At 71.6% G+C, this 16,771-nt stretch carries 18 protein-coding genes, 1 tRNA gene and 1 pseudogene; 11 read left to right on the top strand and 9 right to left on the bottom strand.

Annotated features, from left to right (window positions below; translation table 11 throughout):
• Window positions 1-72: 72 nt before the first annotated feature.
• Window positions 73-146: transfer RNA gene (locus ABT342_RS00100), tRNA-Met, on the top strand.
• Between the two features lie 183 nt (window positions 147-329).
• Here ABT342_RS00100 and ABT342_RS00095 read toward each other — a convergent pair.
• Window positions 330-746: a Fur family transcriptional regulator gene (locus tag ABT342_RS00095; protein ID WP_351564577.1), complete on the bottom strand. Its 417-nt coding sequence runs from the start codon at window positions 744-746 to the stop codon at window positions 330-332.
• A gap of 126 nt (window positions 747-872) precedes the next feature.
• On the opposite strand from ABT342_RS00095, the gene ABT342_RS00090 reads away from it, so the two are divergent.
• On the top strand, window positions 873-2,351 hold the full coding sequence (locus ABT342_RS00090; RefSeq protein ID WP_351564574.1) for a catalase: 1,479 nt from the start codon (window positions 873-875) through the stop codon (window positions 2,349-2,351).
• A gap of 110 nt (window positions 2,352-2,461) precedes the next feature.
• Here the strand turns inward: ABT342_RS00090 and ABT342_RS00085 are convergent, their stop codons facing one another.
• Both ABT342_RS00085 and hisN read right to left on the bottom strand, forming a co-directional pair.
• Window positions 2,462-2,869, bottom strand: a complete 408-nt coding sequence (locus tag ABT342_RS00085; RefSeq protein WP_351564571.1) for a CBS domain-containing protein — start codon at window positions 2,867-2,869, stop codon at window positions 2,462-2,464.
• A 145-nt stretch (window positions 2,870-3,014) separates the two neighbouring features.
• The gene (gene hisN, locus ABT342_RS00080) at window positions 3,015-3,815 is read right to left on the bottom strand and encodes a histidinol-phosphatase (RefSeq protein ID WP_351564568.1); all 801 of its coding nucleotides are present in this window, start codon (window positions 3,813-3,815) and stop codon (window positions 3,015-3,017) included.
• Between the two features lie 138 nt (window positions 3,816-3,953).
• Between hisN and ABT342_RS00075 the strand changes: the two genes are divergently transcribed.
• Entirely contained in the window at window positions 3,954-4,613 is a 660-nt protein-coding gene (locus ABT342_RS00075) for a TetR/AcrR family transcriptional regulator (protein ID WP_351564565.1), read from the top strand.
• On the opposite strand, the gene ABT342_RS00070 is transcribed toward ABT342_RS00075, so the two are convergent.
• The 4 genes from ABT342_RS00070 to ABT342_RS00055 all read right to left on the bottom strand — a co-directional run bounded on the left by ABT342_RS00070 (window position 4,579) and on the right by ABT342_RS00055 (window position 8,128).
• Window positions 4,579-4,902: a DMT family transporter gene (locus tag ABT342_RS00070; RefSeq protein ID WP_351564562.1), complete on the bottom strand. Its 324-nt coding sequence runs from the start codon at window positions 4,900-4,902 to the stop codon at window positions 4,579-4,581. The genes ABT342_RS00075 and ABT342_RS00070 overlap by 35 nt on opposite strands.
• Before the next feature lie 112 nt (window positions 4,903-5,014).
• Window positions 5,015-6,028 carry a ribosome small subunit-dependent GTPase A gene (gene rsgA / locus ABT342_RS00065; protein WP_351564559.1) on the bottom strand — a complete coding sequence of 338 codons (1,014 nt, stop codon included), beginning with the start codon at window positions 6,026-6,028 and terminating at the stop codon, window positions 5,015-5,017.
• 15 nt (window positions 6,029-6,043) lie between these two features.
• Window positions 6,044-7,384: a 3-phosphoshikimate 1-carboxyvinyltransferase gene (aroA, locus tag ABT342_RS00060; RefSeq protein WP_351564556.1), complete on the bottom strand. Its 1,341-nt coding sequence runs from the start codon at window positions 7,382-7,384 to the stop codon at window positions 6,044-6,046.
• Window positions 7,385-7,432: 48 nt separating this feature from the next.
• Window positions 7,433-8,128, bottom strand: coding sequence for a M50 family metallopeptidase (locus ABT342_RS00055; RefSeq protein ID WP_351564553.1), 696 nt, complete (start codon window positions 8,126-8,128; stop codon window positions 7,433-7,435).
• A gap of 49 nt (window positions 8,129-8,177) precedes the next feature.
• On the opposite strand from ABT342_RS00055, the gene ABT342_RS00050 reads away from it, so the two are divergent.
• From ABT342_RS00050 to def, 8 genes are all read left to right on the top strand, one after another.
• Entirely contained in the window at window positions 8,178-8,993 is an 816-nt protein-coding gene (locus ABT342_RS00050) for an SOS response-associated peptidase (protein ID WP_351564550.1), read from the top strand.
• 68 nt (window positions 8,994-9,061) lie between these two features.
• The gene (locus ABT342_RS00045) at window positions 9,062-9,700 is read left to right on the top strand and encodes an alpha/beta hydrolase family protein (protein ID WP_351564547.1); all 639 of its coding nucleotides are present in this window, start codon (window positions 9,062-9,064) and stop codon (window positions 9,698-9,700) included.
• A gap of 228 nt (window positions 9,701-9,928) precedes the next feature.
• Window positions 9,929-10,579, top strand: coding sequence for a sigma-70 family RNA polymerase sigma factor (locus ABT342_RS00040; protein WP_502965430.1), 651 nt, complete (start codon window positions 9,929-9,931; stop codon window positions 10,577-10,579).
• Window positions 10,576-10,908, top strand: coding sequence for a mycothiol system anti-sigma-R factor (gene rsrA, locus ABT342_RS00035; protein WP_351564541.1), 333 nt, complete (start codon window positions 10,576-10,578; stop codon window positions 10,906-10,908). The genes ABT342_RS00040 and rsrA overlap by 4 nt, the downstream gene beginning before the upstream one ends.
• A gap of 187 nt (window positions 10,909-11,095) precedes the next feature.
• Window positions 11,096-12,514, top strand: a complete 1,419-nt coding sequence (locus tag ABT342_RS00030; protein WP_351564538.1) for an HD-GYP domain-containing protein — start codon at window positions 11,096-11,098, stop codon at window positions 12,512-12,514.
• Between the two features lie 172 nt (window positions 12,515-12,686).
• Window positions 12,687-13,976, top strand: coding sequence for an HD-GYP domain-containing protein (locus ABT342_RS00025; RefSeq protein ID WP_502965429.1), 1,290 nt, complete (start codon window positions 12,687-12,689; stop codon window positions 13,974-13,976).
• A gap of 95 nt (window positions 13,977-14,071) precedes the next feature.
• Window positions 14,072-15,052, top strand: coding sequence for a tetratricopeptide repeat protein (locus ABT342_RS00020; protein WP_351564535.1), 981 nt, complete (start codon window positions 14,072-14,074; stop codon window positions 15,050-15,052).
• A gap of 68 nt (window positions 15,053-15,120) precedes the next feature.
• Window positions 15,121-15,765 (top strand): peptide deformylase, encoded by a 645-nt coding sequence (gene def / locus ABT342_RS00015; protein WP_351564532.1) that lies wholly within the window; start codon window positions 15,121-15,123, stop codon window positions 15,763-15,765.
• A gap of 85 nt (window positions 15,766-15,850) precedes the next feature.
• Here def and ABT342_RS00010 read toward each other — a convergent pair whose 3' ends face one another.
• Window positions 15,851-16,096 carry a 5'-nucleotidase gene (locus ABT342_RS00010; RefSeq protein ID WP_351564529.1) on the bottom strand — a complete coding sequence of 82 codons (246 nt, stop codon included), beginning with the start codon at window positions 16,094-16,096 and terminating at the stop codon, window positions 15,851-15,853.
• A 177-nt stretch (window positions 16,097-16,273) separates the two neighbouring features.
• Window positions 16,274-16,648: pseudogene (locus tag ABT342_RS00005) on the bottom strand (GlxA family transcriptional regulator); the annotation flags it as partial.
• Window positions 16,649-16,771 lie beyond the last annotated feature (123 nt).

Below are 16,771 nucleotides of genomic sequence, written 5' to 3'. Positions count from 1 at the left end.
ACCCCGGACAGGGCCCCGGACGGATACCGGTTTGCGCTGGTCCACGCCGTGACGTACTGTTGGGTTCACCGACGCGGGGTGGAGCAGCTCGGTAGCTCGCTGGGCTCATAACCCAGAGGTCGCAGGTTCAAATCCTGTCCCCGCTACTGAAACCGAAGGCCCGGGACCTGAAAAGGTCCCGGGCCTTCGGCGTGTGCGAGCAAACCATGTTTCGGCGATGGCACCGCGTGCTTCGCGCTTCGCGCAACGCGTATCAACGCCCATCCAGGCCCATCAGAGCCCATTAAGCCGACGATGCCGGGCGCGGAGCGCCCGGCGCGCACGTCGCGCTACGCCGTCGCGCAGTTCGGGCAGACGCCCCTGTACGTGACCTCGACGTCGGAGACCGTGAAGCCGAAGCGCTCGGAGTCCGGCAGGTCGGCCAGCGGGTTCCCGGCCGGGTGGACGTCGCGGATCGCGCCGCAGCGGCCGCAGACCAGGTGCTGGTGCGGCCGGTGCGCGTTCGGGTCGTACCGCTTGGCGCGGCGGTCCGTGGAGACTTCCAGGACCTCACCCAGAGTGACGAGCTCGCCCAGCGTGTTGTAGACCGTCGCCCGGGAGATCTCGGGCAGCCGCTCGACGGCGCGCGCGTGCACCTCGTCGGCGGTCAGATGTACGTGGTCCCCGTCGAGAACCTCGGCCACGACGCGACGCTGCGCGGTCATCCGCCAGCCGCGTCCGCGCAGTCGTTCCAACAGGTCACTCATGCCGACCAGCCTAACAGGGAGGGGGATCAAGTCCCGAACAGGTGTGGGTTTGGACCCTTGCTTGACTTAGACATTGTCTATTGTAGGATCGAGTTCGGCATTCGCCAAGGGACAGGACTTGCAGCAATGACGCAGGACACGCAGGAGGCGCACGTGACGCAGGGGCCGCTCACCACGGAGGCCGGCGCGCCGGTCGCCGACAACCAGAACAGTGAGACCGCCGGTGTCGGCGGTCCGGTCCTCGTGCAGGACCAGCTGCTGCTGGAGAAGCTCGCCCACTTCAACCGTGAGCGCATCCCGGAGCGCGTCGTCCACGCGCGCGGTGCGGGTGCGTACGGCACCTTCACGGTGACGGCGGACGTCACCAAGTACACCCGTGCGAAGTTCCTCTCCGAGGTCGGCAAGCAGACCGAGACGTTCCTGCGCTTCTCCACCGTCGCGGGCAACCTCGGTGCGGCGGACGCGGTGCGTGACCCCCGCGGCTGGGCGCTGAAGTTCTACACCGAAGAGGGCAACTACGACCTCGTCGGCAACAACACCCCGGTGTTCTTCATCAAGGACGCCATCAAGTTCCCGGACTTCATCCACACCCAGAAGCGCGACCCGTACACCGGCTCGACCGAGGCGGACAACGTCTGGGACTTCTGGAGCCTCTCGCCCGAGTCCACCCACCAGGTGACCTGGCTCTTCGGCGACCGCGGCATCCCGGCGTCGTACCGCCACATGAACGGCTACGGCTCGCACACGTTCCAGTGGAACAACGAGGCCGGCGAGGTCTTCTGGGTCAAGTACCACTTCAAGACCGACCAGGGCATCAAGAACCTCACCCAGGCCGAGGCCAACAAGCTCGCGGGCGAGGACCCGGACAGCCACCAGCGTGACCTGCGCGAGTCGATCGAGCGCGGCGAGTTCCCGACCTGGACCGTGCAGGTCCAGATCATGCCGGCGGCCGACGCGGCGAACTACCGCTTCAACCCGTTCGACCTCACCAAGGTGTGGCCGCACGAGGACTACCCGCCGATCGAGATCGGCAAGCTGGAGCTCAACCGCAACCCGGAGAACGTCTTCGCGGAGGTCGAGCAGTCCATCTTCAGCCCGGCACACTTCGTCCCCGGCATCGGTCCGTCCCCGGACAAGATGCTCCAGGGCCGTCTCTTCGCGTACGGCGACGCCCACCGCTACCGCGTCGGCATCAACGCCGACCACCTGCCGGTGAACCGTCCGCACGCCACCGAGGCGCGTACGAACTCCCGTGACGGTTTCCTGTACGACGGCCGCCACAAGGGCACCAAGAACTACGAGCCGAACAGCTTCGGCGGCCCGCACCAGATCGACCGCCCGCTGTGGGTCGGCACCCCGGTCACCGGTGTCACCGGCGACCAGGCCGCCCCTTCGCACTCCGAGGACAACGACTTCGTCCAGGCGGGCAACCTCTACCGCCTGATGTCCGAGGACGAGAAGGGCCGTCTGATCGAGAACCTGGCGGGCTTCATCGCCAAGGTCTCCCGTGACGACATCGCCGAGCGTGCGGTCGACAACTTCCGTCAGGCGGACGGAGACTTCGGCAAGCGGCTGGAGGCCGCGGTCCAGGCCCTGCGCGGCTGAATTCCAGCACTGGATCGCTTGTCGTAGGGAGAGGGCCGGATCCCCGTCGGGGGTCCGGCCCTTTTCCGTGCGCACCCGGGTCTCCGTGCCCGCCCGGGTGCCGGGACGAGCTAACCCGACAGCGTCGCCGCTGCCGCCCGGTGCCGGGCCGGGGCCCAGCAGCGGATGATGTCGCGTACGGACACGACACCGATCGGTCCATGGGCGTCGAGCACGATCAGGTGGCGGAAGCCGCCGTGCGTCATGGCCTCCGCGGCCTCCTCCAGGGTCCAGGAGGGTGCGGCGAAGACGACATCGGTGGTGGTGTGGGTGCCTGCGGTTTCGCGGTCCGGGTCCTGCCCCGCGCCGAGCGAGTTCAGGATGTCGCGTTCGGTGAGGATGCCGAGGCCACTGGTGTCGGTGTCGAGGACGACGGCCGCCCCGACACGGCGTGCGGCCATCAGCCGGGCGGCCTGCCGGAGGGTGTGCGCGGGTCCGATGGTGAGGACCACCGTGCTCATGGCGTCACGGACGAGCATGGATGGAGCCACCTCCTTCGTGAACCGTTCAACGAGAACCGATTCACAAATTCACAAATGGGGGGACTCTCAGAGTCGCAGTGATCCGCGGCATCAACAAGGGGGCCTGCGCGACGTACCGCGCAGGCCTCGGGAGCGCCGGTTCTCAGGAGCGCCGGTTCAAGTACTCCAGCAGTTCCTCGTGCAGCAAGCCGTTCGAGCCCGCCGCGTTCCCGCTGTGGGGACCCGGAACGCCGTCCAGGCCGGTGAAGGAGCCGCCCGCCTCCTGGACCACGATCGCGGGGGCAGCCATGTCCCACAGCGACAGCTCCGGCTCCGCGCAGATGTCCACCGAGCCCTCGGCGACCAGCATGTACGGCCAGAAGTCGCCGTACGCGCGCGTGCGCCACACCGACCGGGTCAGGTCCAGGAAGCCGTCGAGGCGCCCGTACTCCTCCCAGCCGCTGATCGAGGAGTACGCGAACGACGCGTCGGACAGCCGGGACACCTTGGACACCTGCAGCCGGGTCGCCGAGGCCAGGCTGCGGCCCGTGTACGCGCCCGCGCCCTTCGCCGCCCACCAGCGGCGGCCGAGCGCCGGGGCCGACACCACGCCGACGACCGGCTGGTAGCCGCCCTCGCCGGCCTCCATCAGGGAGATCAGCGTCGCCCAGACGGGCACGCCGCGCACGTAGTTCTTGGTGCCGTCGATCGGGTCGATGACCCAGCGCCGAGGGCCGGTGCCCTCGATGCCGTACTCCTCGCCCAGGACCGCGTCACGCGGCCTGGCCCGCTGGAGCTGGGAGCGGATCAGCTCCTCGGCCGCCTTGTCGGCCTCGCTCACCGGGGTCATGTCCGGCTTGGTCTCGACCTTGAGGTCGAGTGCCTTGAACCGGTCCATCGTCGCCGCGTCGGCGGCGTCCGCGAGGACATGGGCGAGACGCAGATCATCGTGATAGTCGGCCATGAACGGAACTCTATCCCCGCCCGCGCCGGGGCGGACCGGGCCGTCCATCCCCTGGGCCGGACCCCTGGCGCTCTTGACAGCGCGTGGCCGTGCGTCAACTCTGAGTGCAGTCGCAGCCGCAGCTGCCCGGGAGGCCCCATGCCCACAGCGCGTGAGTCACTGCTGAACGCCGCACTCGCCGCCCTGTCCGGCCTGCCCTGGTCCGCGGTGCGGATGGTCGACGTGGCCAGTGCCGCCGGGGTCTCCCGACAGACGCTCTACAACGAGTTCGGCAGCAAGGACGGCCTCGCCCGCGCGCTCGTGCGGCGTGAGGTCGACGCGTATCTGTACGGAGTCGACCGGCTGCTCGCGGAGCGAGCCGACCGAGGCGACCGGGCGGACCGTGGCCCGGCCGGGTGCGCCACGTCGCTCGTGTCCGTTGCCGAGTGGACCGTCGTCGAGGCCCGTGGCAGGCCGCTGCTGCGTGCCCTGCTCACGGGCTGCTGGGCCGAGCGGCTGCCCGCCCCGCGCCCCGTGCGCCCCGCCGCCCGTTCCGGCGTGCCCGCCCAGCGACGCGCGGACGCCGGACACCCGGCCCCCGCCGATCTGGTCGCGGTGGTGCGGGACCGCTCGCTGGCCGCCCTGGAGCAGGGCGGCACCCGCGGCCGCACGAAGGAAGAGGTGGCCGAGCTCGCGCAGCGCTGCGAACTGGCCGTGCGGCTCGCCCTCTCCTACCTCCTCGCGCCCACGCCCGAGGGGGTCGGTCAGCTGGTCCGTACCGCCCTCAATGGGCCGGGCTCGAGAGCTGCAGGCCGATGACGCCGGCGATCACCAGCGAGATCGAGACGATCTTCAGGGTCGAGACCACTTCGCCGAGGAAGATCATCCCGTAGATCGCGGTGCCCGACGCGCCGATGCCCGTCCACACCGCGTACGCCGGGCCGACGTCGAGTTTCCGCAGGGCCAGTGTCAGCAGTCCGAAGCTGCTCATGGCGAAGACGGCGAAGGCGATCGTCGGCCAGAGGCGGGTGAAGCCGTGCGACAGCTTGAGACAGATCGCGAACCCCGTCTCCAGGAGTCCGGCGACGACTACCAGCAGCCACGCCATGGTCAGTGCCTCCCGCGTCCCAGTACCGCGCCCAGTGACTCTCGTGACTGCTTCGTCTCACTTGGTGCGATTATGCACTTACCAGCGGCGACCGGTCGCAAACGTGCGCGGATCAGTCGCCTTCGCGTCGCTCGCGCGTGGCGAGCAGTCGCCTCAGTGAGTACAGACGCGCGGGATCGGCCTTCCCCTGAGCCACCCACTCGTCCAGCGCGCAGTCCTGCTCGTCGTGCGAACACGCGCGCGGACAGCCCTCCGTACCCGGTTCCAGGTCCGGGAAGGCGTGGATGACCCGGGACGGGTCCACGTGGTGCAGCCCGAAGGACCGCACGCCCGGTGTGTCGATCACCCAGCCGTCGTCGTCGCCCGCGAGGGGCAGCGCGAGCGCCGAGGTGGTGGTGTGCCGACCGCGGCCCGTCACCGCGTTGACCACGCCGGTGCTGCGCCAACGGTCCTTCGGGACCAGGGCGTTGACCAGGGTCGTCTTGCCGACGCCGGAGTGGCCGACGAACGCGGTGGTCCGGCCCCTGAGGTGCTCGTAGACCCGTTCCGCCGCGACGCCGCCCACGAACTCGTCGCGGGTGGTGACGACGTGGGGGACACCGAGCGCGCCGTACATCTCCAGCAGTTCGTCGGGCGGTGCCAGATCCGACTTGGTCAGCACCAGCAGCGGCTCCAGGCCTCCGGCGAACGCCGCGACCAGACAGCGGTCGATCAGCCGCGGGCGCGGCTCCGGGTCGGCCAGGGCCGTCACGATCGCCAGCTGGTCGGCGTTGGCGACGACGACGCGCTCGTACGGATCGTCGTCGTCGGCCGTACGGCGAAGCACGGACCGGCGTTCCCCGATCCGGACGATGCGCGCCAGGGTGTCCTTCTTGCCGGACAGATCGCCGACGAGCTCGACCCGGTCGCCCACCACGGCCGCCTTGCGGCCCAGCTCGCGGGCCTTCATCGCCAGGACCGTACGGTCGTCGACGAGACAGGTGAGCCGGCCCCGGTCGACGGTCAGGACCATGCCCTCCGCCGCGTCCTCGTGCTTCGGGCGGATGCTCGTACGGGGACGATTGCCCTTCGGGTTGGGACGCTGGCGGATGTCGTCCTCGTCGGTGTGCTTGCCGTAGCGGCGCATGTCTGCCGTCCCCGCTCAGTTGCCCGCGAGCATGTCGGTCCACATCCGCGGGAAGTCGGGCAGGGTCTTGGCGGTCGTCGCCACGTTCTCGATCTCCACGCCCTTGACGGCGAGGCCGATGATCGAGCCGGCCGTGGCCATGCGGTGGTCGTCGTACGTGTGGAAGACGCCGCCGTGCAGCGGGCGCGGGCGGATGTGCAGCCCGTCCTCGGTCTCCGCCACCTCGCCGCCGAGCTCGTTGATCTCCTTGGTGAGCGCGGCCAGCCGGTCCGTCTCGTGCAGGCGCAGGTGCGCCACACCGCGCAGCGTGGACGGGGAGTCGGCGAGGGCCGCGACCGCCGCGATGCCGGGGGTCAGCTCGCCGACCTCGCTCAGGTCGACGTCGATGCCGTGGATCCGTCCGGTGCCGGTGAACGTGAGACCCGCGTCGGTGAGCTCGCAGGAACCACCCATCTCGGTGAAGATCTCTCGCAGTGCGTCACCGGGCTGGGTGGTCCGCTCGGGCCAGTCGGGCACGGTGACCCGGCCGCCGGTGACCAGGGCCGCGGCCAGGAAAGGCTGGGCGTTGGACAGATCCGGCTCGACGGTCAGATCGCGGCCGAGCAGCGCGCCGCTGCGCACCCGCCAGACGTTCGGCTCGCCGCCGGTCTCGGGCTCGTCGACCCGCGCCCCGACCGCACGGAGCATGTCGACGGTCATCCGGATGTGCGGCATGGACGGCAGCGTCGAGCCCACATGCCGTACCTCCACGCCCTGGTTGAAGCGCGGCGCCGACAGCAGCAGGGCGGACACGAACTGGGACGACGAGGAGGCGTCGATCTCGACCGGGCCGCCGTCCAGCGCCCCGCCGCCGTGCACGGTCATCGGGAGCGCGCCGCGCCCGTCGTCGTCGATCCGGGCGCCCAGTGCGCGCAGGCTGCTGATCACGCCGCCGAGGGGACGCTCGTACGAGCGCGGGTCGCCGTCGAAGCGGATCGGGCCGTCGGCGAGGGCGGCGACGGGCGGCAGGAAGCGCATCACCGTGCCGGCGTTGCCGACGTCGACCGCGGCCGGGCCGTGCAGTCCGGCCGGGATGATCCGCCAGGCCTCGCCGCTGTCCGGGCCACCGGTGGAGGTGGAACTGGAGGAGACCTGCTCCTCGATGCCGACGCCCATGGCCCGCAGGGCCTCCGCCATCAGCAGGGTGTCGCGGGAGCGCAGCGGCCGGCGCAGCCAGCCGGGCTCGGCGGCCAGCGCCGCCAGCACCAGCCCGCGGTTGGTGACCGATTTCGATCCGGGCACGGTGACCGTCGCGTCGACGGGCCCGCTCGCGTAGGGGGCGGGCCAGAGGGCGGGCTGCACGGGGCTCTCGGTCATGGCCTTCACTTTAATGGGCCCGCGCGGCCCGAGCTGTTCCGCAACCGGTCACAGACCGAGCAGCCAGCGACCGCCACCGATCAGCGAGCACAGCGATACGGCATGGAAAAGGAAGAGCCACATCGCCGCCGGAACGTTCGTCAGCCGGGACAACTGGTCCGCGTCCGAGTCCGGCGCCCCGCCGTGCCGCCGCTTCGACTGGAGCTCGAAGGCCGGTCGTACGCCGCCGAGCAGCAGGAACCAGACGGCGGCGTACGCGAACACCGCCTGCACCATCGGCTCGGTCAGCCAGGAGACCAGCAGGAAGGCCGCGCCCGTGAGGATCACCGTCAGCGCCCCGTACGCGTTGCGGATCATCACCAGCATCGCGATCAGCAGCGCGGTCGCCACCCACAGCAGCAGGGTGATCCGGTGGTCGGCGAGCAGCCAGGCACCGCCGAGGCCGAGCAGCGACGGCGCGGTGTAGCCCGCGGCGGTGGTCAGGATCATGCCGATACCGGTCGGCTTGCCCCGGCTGACCGTGAGACCGCTGGTGTCCGAGTGCAGCCTGATGCCGTCGAGGCGACGGCCGGTGACCAGGGCTATCAGTCCGTGACCGCCCTCGTGGGCGATGGTGATCGCGTTGCGGGACAGCCGCCACAGCGAGCGCGGGACGACCGCGACCAGCGCGAGCGCGGCGGCGGCGGCGACCAGCCACTGCTCGGGCGCGGGCTGGGTGCCGAAGACTTCCGGGGGCATGGGCATATCCGGGGTGGCTCCTCGTGGCGGTGGGCGTCGTGGCAGTGTGGCACTTATGTGCGGACGGTATGCAGCGAGTCGCAGGCCCGAGGACCTCACGGGGCTCTTCCAGGTCGAGAAGTGGGAACCGGCGGAGAGCCTGGCCCCCGACTGGAACGTGGCCCCGACGAAAGAGGTCTACGCGGTACTCGAACGCCCTCTGAAGGACGCGGCGGACCGCCGTCCGGTTCGCCAGCTGCGCGCACTCAAGTGGGGACTCGTCCCGTCCTTCGCCAAGACCCCGGAGGGCGCGGCGCGGATGATCAACGCCCGCGCCGAGACCGTCCACGAGAAGCCCTCCTTCCGCCGGCCCTTCCAGGCCCGGCGCTGCATCCTGCCCGCCGACGGCTACTACGAGTGGGTCACCGGCGTCGACGAGCGGCAGCTGGAGGTCGAGGGCAAAAAGAAGCGGCCGCGCAAGCAGCCCTACTTCGTCACCCCGGCCGACGGGTCGGTCTTCGCGATGGCCGGGCTGTACGAGTTCTGGCGCGACCGGACGCTGCCCGACGGCCATCCGCAGTCCTGGTGGGTGACCTGCTCGGTGATCACGACGGAGGCGGAGACGAGCCCGCTGGCCGTCGCGCCCGCCGAGGGCCCGCGATCGCTGTCCGACATCCACCCCCGGATGCCGCTGATGCTCACCCAGGACCGCTGGGACGCGTGGCTCGACCCGGCACGTACGGACGTGGACGAGCTGCGCGGGCTGCTCGCGCCGCCCCCGCACGGTCTGATGCGGGCCTACCCGGTGGCCACGGCCGTCTCGAACGTCCGCAACAACGGGCCGGAGCTGCTGGAGGAGCTGGAGGCCCCCGAGGTCGGCACGCTCTTCTGAGGCTCCCGGGTCCGGCGTTCACGGGTCGGTCCGAGGCTCCTGGGGGCTTGTGGTGTGACACTGCTGACGTGACACACAGCGAGATCGTCGAGACCCCCGCCGGGGACGCCCGCATCACCTGGCACCCGGCCACCGGCAAGGCCCGCCTCGTCCTCGCCGTCAGCCACGGAGCGGGCGGCGGCATCGAGGCCCGCGATCTGCGGGCGCTCGCCGCCGAGCTGCCCGCCGACGGGGTGAGCGTGGCCCTCGTCGAACAGCCGTGGCGGGTGGCGGGCAAGAAGGTGGCGCCCGCGCCCGCGACGCTGGACAAGGGGTGGCGGGGCCTGTGGCCCGCGCTGCAGAAGCCGGGACTGCCGATCGTCGCGGGCGGGCGCAGCGCCGGCGCGCGCGTGGCCTGCCGCACCGCGCGCGAGCTCGGCGCCCGCGCCGTGCTGGCGCTCAGCTTCCCGCTGCACCCGCCGGGCAAGCCGGAGAAGTCACGGGCCGACGAGCTGCTGGGCGCCGGCGTGCCCGTACTCGTCGTCCAGGGCGGCAACGACTCGTTCGGGAAGCCGGACGAATTCCCCGAAGGGGCGTACGAGCTGATCGAAGTGGACTCCGCCGACCACGGGCTCTCCGTGCCGAAGCGGGCGGCACTGACCCAGGAGGAGGCGCTGGCGGCAGTCGTCGACGGCGTACGCAAATGGATCACCGCGCTGCGGGAATAGCGGAACGCCGGACCACTGTTGTGCCGGACGTCAGTGCAGCAGCCTGGAAAGGAAGTCCGTCGCATGGGTTCGACCATCTGCCCCAGTCGCTCGCACGCCGCTGACCTGGACTGGACGGTCATTCCGGCGGGCAAGACGGGTTCTATTCGGGCGGCGGGCGGAGCGGTTGGTCGTCTATCCTCCGATTCGAGTGGGTCCGCTTTCGGTCCCACCACAGCGTTGGAGGAGGTGGGTCCGGTCACTGGGACCGACGACGGCCGCAACACGGAAGAGACGGCCGCCGAGCGCAACGCACGATTCGAGCGGGACGCTCTTGGCTACCTCGACCAGATGTACTCGGCCGCTCTGCGCATGACGCGCAACCCGGCCGATGCCGAGGATCTCGTACAGGAGACCTACGCGAAGGCGTACGGCTCCTTCCACCAGTTCCGCGAGGGCACCAACCTCAAGGCCTGGATGTACCGGATCCTCACGAACACCTTCATCAACTCGTACCGGAAGAAGCAGCGCGAGCCGCAGCGCAGTGCCGCCGAGGAGATCGAGGACTGGCAGCTCGCGCGCGCCGAGTCGCACATGTCGACCGGACTGCGCTCCGCCGAGTCCCAGGCGCTCGACCATCTGCCGGACTCGGACGTGAAGGAAGCGCTGCAGGCGATCCCCGAGGAGTTCCGCATCGCCGTCTATCTCGCGGATGTAGAGGGCTTTGCGTACAAGGAGATCGCGGACATCATGGGAACACCCATCGGTACGGTGATGTCCCGACTGCACCGGGGCCGCCGCCAGTTGCGCGGCATGCTCGAGGACTACGCCCGTGAGCGCGGGCTCGTTCCCGCGGGCGCCGGGGAGTCGACGAACGATCGGAAAGGCTCGGGCTCATGAGCTGCGGAGAGCCGCACGAGACTGATTGCGCTGAGGTCCTCGATCATCTCTACGAGTTCCTCGACCATGAGATGCCCGACAGCGACTGCACCAAGTTCGAGTCGCACTTCGAGGAATGCTCTCCCTGCCTGGAGAAATACGGCCTGGAACAGGCGGTGAAGAAGCTCGTCAAGCGCTGCTGCGGCCATGACGACGTTCCGGTCGATCTGCGGGCCAAGGTCATGGGCCGGATCGAGCTGATCAGGTCGGGCCAGGCCGTGCCGGACCACGATGTGACGGCGACGACCGGGCTCGCCGGGGCGGATCTGCCGGGCGCGGCGGCCGACTGACGCCGTCCGGCCGGGCTCGCTGATCGCGTGGAGGACTTCGAGGGGCGCACCGTACGGCGCGCCCCTCGCCCATGTCACCGGCCGTGTCACTCGATGGTGCTAACCACGCGCATCCGGCCTCCGTGGAACCTTCAACTGGCTAGCCTTTCGCTCACTTTGACGTCGGCCGGGGAGGGGTTGAGGGCGGGTGAGAGGTGTTCCGGGCGGGGCGCGTGCGTTGATTCTCTGCGCGGTGGTCTGCGCCGGAGCGGGCGCGCTGCATGCGGTGCTGCCCGGCGCGCGCGTCCCCTGGAGCACCGTCGCACAGCTGGCCGTGCTGTACGCGGTGTGCGAGATGCCCGCCCGCTGCCCCGTCATCAGCCGGTTCGCCGGCGGGGCCGTACCGATGAGTGCCGGATCGTTCTTTCCCGTGCTGCTCGCGGCGGCCCTGCTGCTGCCGCCCGCCGCGGCGGCGCTGGCCGCGGTGCCCGGCGCGCTCGTCGCCCGCGTCGAACAGCGCCCCGCGGGCGCCCGGCGCGTCTGGCGGGCCGCCCAGATCGCCCTGGCCGCTTGGGCGGCGTCGGGTGCCGCCGCGCTGTCCGGTGGGATGGGCGAGGCCGCCTTCCCCCGGGTGCTGCTGCCGGCGGGGGCGGCCGCGCTGGCGTTCTGCCTGGTGCTGACCGCGCTGGACGGGGCCATCCTGGTCACCGCCGAGCGCGTGCCCGCCCGCGCGGCCTGGCGGGGCCTGCTGCCGCGCGCGCTCGCGCCGCACGCCGTGCACGGGCTGGCCGGGCTGATGATGGCCGTGCTGTGGAGCAGCCCGTACGGGCCGGTGTCCGCGCTCTTCGTCCTGCTGCCGATGGTCATCTCCTGCTGGGCCTTCGGGCAGTACCACCGCGAGCGCGGCGCCCACCGCTCCACCATCCGCGCCCTGGTGCAGGCCGTCGACATCAAGGACCGGTACACCCGCGGCCACAGCGAGCGCGTCGGACAGGCGTCCGTGCTGATCGCGCGCGAGCTGGGCATGGACGAGGAGCGGCTGGAGGTGCTCCGGTTCGCCGGGATCCTGCACGACGTCGGCAAGCTCGGCGTGCCCACACGCGTGCTGCGCAAGGACGGGCCCCTGACGGCGGACGAGCGGCGGGTGATCGAGCTCCATCCGGAGTACGGCCATGAGATGGTGCGCGGAATCGGCTTCCTCGGCGAGGCCAGGGCGGCGATCCTGCACCACCACGAACGCCTCGACGGCACCGGCTACCCGTACGGCCTCGCCGGCCGCCAGATCCCCGAGTTCGCCCGCGTGGTGGCCGTCGCCGACGCCTTCGACGCGATGACCTCGACCCGCTCGTACAGCCGGGCGCGTCCCGTCGCCACCGCCGTCGAGGAGCTGAAGCGGTGCTCCGGTACCCAGTTCGACCCCTGTATGGTCCGCGCCCTCGTCCGCGCCCTCGACCGCCACGGCTGGCAGACAACGGTCACCGCCGACGAGCCCTTACCCGGCCGCCCGCCCGCCGCCGAGGCCCCCGGCCCGGAACCCGGCGCCCGAATCCCGCGTCCCGACGACGCCCCGCCGCGGGCACCCGAGCCCGCCACCGGGCGCCGCACGGCGGAGAGGCGTGGCGGATGAAGGCGCCGGCCCCGCGCCGTCCCGGCCGAGGCGGGGAGCCGCACCGCCCAGAGGCGGGGTGGAGGAGAGCGCGCTTCCCGCGCCGGGAGCCGCGCCGTGGAGAGGCGGCGGCGGTGGAACCGGGTGGGCCGTTCGCCGGTGTGGCGGGGCGGGGCGGGGCGGGGTGGTGTGGGTGAGACCGCGCTTCCCGCGCCGTCCCGAGCGCCCCCGCGTCCCGTTCGCCGTCGTCTGTGTCTACGGGGCCGCCGCCGCGCTGGGTGGGGCCGGGATCGGGTGGGTCGGGGGGAGCGGGGTCGAGCAGCCGGGGACCGCGGTCGCGTTCGGGGTGCTCATCGCCGTGGGAGAGCTCGCGCGCTGGGGTGCGCCGGAGCCGCGGGACAGGGAGCCCGCGCCGCTCGGCTTCGCCGGCGCGCTCGCGTACGCGCTGCTCGGCGAGTGCGCCGGGCTGGCCACCACGCACGGGGTCTGCCAGGTCGTCGCGGTCGTCGTCGCGGGCACCCTCGTCGGGGCCGTGCCGCACATCGCCCGGGGCCGCGGCGCCGCGCCCGACCACGTGGCGCGCCGGGTGCTCACCGTCGGGTTCGCCGCGGCCTGCTTCCAACCGCTCTACAACTCCGGCACGTTGGCCGACCGGCTCGGCCAGGGCCCGTACTACGCCCTCTACCTGCTGCTCCTCCTCCTGCTCACCGCGCTCTGCGACGCCGTCGTCGCCGCCCTGATGCTGCGCGCCCGCACCGGATATCCGTTCGGCCCACTCCTGCGCGACGAACTGCGCGCGCTCCTCGGCATCGGCTCCGCCGTCTGCGCGACCGGTGTCGTGATGGCCCTGGCCACCGCCGTCGCCGGGCTGTGGGCGCTGCCCGTCTTCTGCGTACCGCTCCTGCTCACCCAGCTGGCGCTGCGCCGGTACGCCGCCGTACGCACCACCTACCGCCAGACGATCGCGTCACTCGCCCGGGCCACCGAGATCGCGGGCTACACCCCCCACGGCCACGCCCACCGGGTGGCCGCGCTCAGCACGGCCGTCGGCCGGGAGCTGGGGCTCTCCGGGCCCGAACTGACCGTTCTGGAGTACGCGGCGCTGATGCACGACATCGGGCAGCTCTCCCTCGTCGACCCCGTCCCCCGGGGCGCCACCGCCCTCCTCCCGGCCGCCGAGCAGCGCCGGATCGCCCTGCTGGGCGGCGCCGTGGTCCGCCAGACCGGAGTCCCGGCTGCCGTCGCGGTGGTCGTGGAGCGGCAGGCCGACCCGTACCGGGAGCAGCCGCTGCCCGCCCGTATCGTCCGGGCCGTCAACACGTACGACGATCTCACCGGTGAAACCGGGCAGGGCGGGCAGGGAGCGCTCGGCGCCCTGGAGCGGCTGCGCCTCGGCACCGGCCACGACTACCAGCCTGAGGTCGTCGAATCACTGGCCAGGGTCCTGGCCCGGGGTGGCCTGACCCCGTCCCCACCTGGGTAACCCATGGGTAATGAGCGAGCGTCCGACCGGGCATGGTTGGATGCGAAGGAGAGGTGTCGGGGGGCAATGACCCGAGCGACCGGCAGGCGGGAATCGTGAGGATCTTCGGGAAGGTACGGCATCGGCCCTCCGCCTCGTGGCGGCAGGCCACCGACCGCGCGTTCACGCTGATCGGCGACGGCCGGTACGAGGACGCGGGCGCGCTGCTGACCCGCGCGGCGGATCTGGAGCCCTGGCTCTCGGAGTCCTGGTTCAATCTGGCGCTGCTGCACAAGTTCCGGCACGACTGGGAGCAGGCGCGCGCCGCAGGCCTGCGGGCCGTCGCGCTGCTCGACAAGGAGACCGGCGCCCCCGACTGGTGGAACGTCGGGATCGCCGCCACCGCCCTGCAGGACTGGCCGCTGGCCCGCCGCGCCTGGCAGGCGTACGGCCTGAAGGTGCCCGGTGAGGCCGCCGCGAACGGCGAGCCCGTCGGCATGGAGCTCGGCAGCGCCGCCGTACGGCTGTCGCCGGAGGGCGAGGCAGAGGTGGTGTGGGGCCGCAGGCTCGACCCCGCCCGGATAGAGGTCCTGTCCATCCCGCTGCCCTCGTCCGGCCGCCGCTGGGGCGAGGTCGTGCTGCACGACGGCGTACCGCACGGCGAGCGCACCACCGTCGCGGGACACAGCTTCCCCGTCTTCGACGAGATCGAGCTCTGGGCGCCCTCACCCGTCCCCACCTGGGTGGTGCTGCTGGAGGCCGCCACCGAGGAGGACCGGGACGCGCTGGAACAGCTCGCGGCCGACGCCGGTTTCGCCGCCGAGGACTGGTCCTCCTCCGTGCGGCTGCTGTGCCGGGCCTGCTCGGAAGGCAGCATGCCGAGCGCCGAGGGCGACGGCGAGCACCTGGACCCGCACGACCACAGCGAGCCGGGCCACCCCGGTCCGCTCGGCCACCGCACGGCCGGCGACCTCTGGGTGCCGGAGCGCGAATGCGGTATCGCGGCGCCCGCCGGGCTGGTGCGCGGGCTGCTCGACGGCTGGGTCGCGGACAGTCCGGACAGCCGCGAGTGGCGGGATCTCGAAGAAGTCTGCTGAGCCGCTTTCGGGGGGCCGTAGGCTGTACGGGACACCGAGACCGGGTTTGCAGGAAGGCGTACGGCGGAATGGCGCAGCAGGAGACGGACGAGCACGAGCAGATCAGCGCGGGTGACGACGGCTTCGTCGTCGACACCGAGGACTGCGAGGAGCGTGAGCAGGCGTACCGCGAGCGCGGCACGGCCCGTCCCATCACCGTCGTCGGCAATCCGGTGCTCCACAAGGAGTGCAAGGACGTCACCGAGTTCGACGACAAGCTCGCGGCGCTGATCGACGACATGTTCGCCAGCCAGCGGGCGGCCGAGGGCGTGGGCCTGGCCGCCAACCAGATCGGTGTGGACCTCAAGGTCTTCGTCTACGACTGCCCGGACGACGAGGGCGTACGGCACACCGGCGTCGTCGTGAACCCGGTGCTCCAGGAGCTGGCGCCGGAGCGCCGCGTCCTCGACGACTCGAACGAGGGCTGCCTGTCCGTCCCGACGGCGTACGCCGCGCTCGCCCGCCCCGACTTCGCCGAGGTCCACGGACAGGACGCCGAGGGCAAGCCGATCAAGGTGCGCGGCACCGGCTACTTCGCCCGCTGCCTCCAGCACGAGACGGACCACCTCTACGGGCGCCTGTACATCGACCGGCTCTCGAAGCGCGACCGCAAGGACGCGCTGAAGCAGATGGCGGAGGGCACGCCCCGCTACGAGACCGTGCCCAACGACTGATCATTCGCCGGACACACGGCAAAGCGGCACCGCTCCTGGACGGAGCGGTGCCGCTGTCATGCGTGGTGACTAGCCCCGCTGGTCGTCAGGCCGGAGCCGAACCCCAGCCGCTGTCGGCCGGAGTCGAACCCCAGCCGCTGTCGGCCGGGGCCGAGCCCCAGCCGCTGTCGGCTGGAGTGGAACCCCAGCCGGAGTCGGCCGGGGCCGAGCCCCAGCCGGAGTCGGCCGGGGCCGAGCCCCAGCCGGAGTCGGCGGAGGCGGTCGCGGCCGCCCCGCCCACCATCAGGGCGGCGAACGCCGCGGTCGTGATCACTCGTGCTGTGCGAGACATGAGACCCCCAGTACGTCGATGCTGCGGTCGGCCGGGACCGGGGCGGGCTCAGGCCCCCCACCGTCCCCGTTGATCACACCGTACGAAGGCCTTCTGTCGGCTTCCTGTCAGCGTTCTGTCGGCCGGCACGAGTGGATGATCACAACCAGTTCGGCGACAAACCGAGTTGACTCTTCATCAGGCCGCCTGCGGACCCCGGAAGGTGCGCCGGTAGGCGTTCGGCGTGGTGCCGAGCGTCCGCAGGAAGTGGTGGCGCAGCGCCGCCGCGTTGCCGAAGCCGCTGCGCCCCGCGATCGTGTCCACCGTCTCGTCCGTCGACTCCAGCAGCTCCTGGGCGAGCAGCACCCGCTGCCGGAGCACCCAGCGGTACGGGGTCGTGCCGGTCTCCTGCAGAAAGCGGCGGGCGAACGTACGCGGTGACATGTGCGCGCGCTCGGCGAGCTGCTCCACCGTGATCTCGGTGTCGAGGTGCCGGGACATCCAGCCCAGCACCTCGCCCACCTTGTCGCAGCTCGTGTGCGGCAGTGGACGCTCGATGTACTGAGCCTGAGCCGTACGGAGTGCTGATGGTGAACCGTCCCTAGTGACCTGGTTCGGAGATCCTGTCGCAGTAGCGGCAGATCCGGTCGAGGATCTGGTCGGCGGTCTTGGTCCACTTGAAGGGCCGGGCCTCGT

Origin of the sequence: Streptomyces sp. NPDC000410 (assembly GCF_040300305.1) — a bacterium.
GTDB lineage: Bacteria > Actinomycetota > Actinomycetes > Streptomycetales > Streptomycetaceae > Streptomyces.
Note: the sequence above shows the minus strand (reverse complement) of the source record. Positions and strands in the feature narration are given on the sequence as shown.

Excerpts from the sequence above, each read along its gene's own strand:
- ABT342_RS00095 (WP_351564577.1), bottom strand. The coding sequence starts at position 746 with ATGAGTGACCTGTTGGAACGACTGCGCGGACGCGGCTGGCGGATGACC.
- ABT342_RS00090 (WP_351564574.1), top strand. The coding sequence starts at position 873 with ATGACGCAGGACACGCAGGAGGCGCACGTGACGCAGGGGCCGCTCACC.
- ABT342_RS00085 (WP_351564571.1), bottom strand. The coding sequence starts at position 2,869 with ATGCTCGTCCGTGACGCCATGAGCACGGTGGTCCTCACCATCGGACCC.
- hisN (WP_351564568.1), bottom strand. The coding sequence starts at position 3,815 with ATGGCCGACTATCACGATGATCTGCGTCTCGCCCATGTCCTCGCGGAC.
- ABT342_RS00075 (WP_351564565.1), top strand. The coding sequence starts at position 3,954 with ATGCCCACAGCGCGTGAGTCACTGCTGAACGCCGCACTCGCCGCCCTG.
- ABT342_RS00070 (WP_351564562.1), bottom strand. The coding sequence starts at position 4,902 with ATGGCGTGGCTGCTGGTAGTCGTCGCCGGACTCCTGGAGACGGGGTTC.
- rsgA (WP_351564559.1), bottom strand. The coding sequence starts at position 6,028 with ATGCGCCGCTACGGCAAGCACACCGACGAGGACGACATCCGCCAGCGT.
- aroA (WP_351564556.1), bottom strand. The coding sequence starts at position 7,384 with ATGACCGAGAGCCCCGTGCAGCCCGCCCTCTGGCCCGCCCCCTACGCG.
- ABT342_RS00055 (WP_351564553.1), bottom strand. The coding sequence starts at position 8,128 with ATGCCCATGCCCCCGGAAGTCTTCGGCACCCAGCCCGCGCCCGAGCAG.
- ABT342_RS00050 (WP_351564550.1), top strand. The coding sequence starts at position 8,178 with ATGTGCGGACGGTATGCAGCGAGTCGCAGGCCCGAGGACCTCACGGGG.
- rsrA (WP_351564541.1), top strand. The coding sequence starts at position 10,576 with ATGAGCTGCGGAGAGCCGCACGAGACTGATTGCGCTGAGGTCCTCGAT.
- def (WP_351564532.1), top strand. The coding sequence starts at position 15,121 with ATGGCGCAGCAGGAGACGGACGAGCACGAGCAGATCAGCGCGGGTGAC.
- ABT342_RS00010 (WP_351564529.1), bottom strand. The coding sequence starts at position 16,096 with ATGTCTCGCACAGCACGAGTGATCACGACCGCGGCGTTCGCCGCCCTG.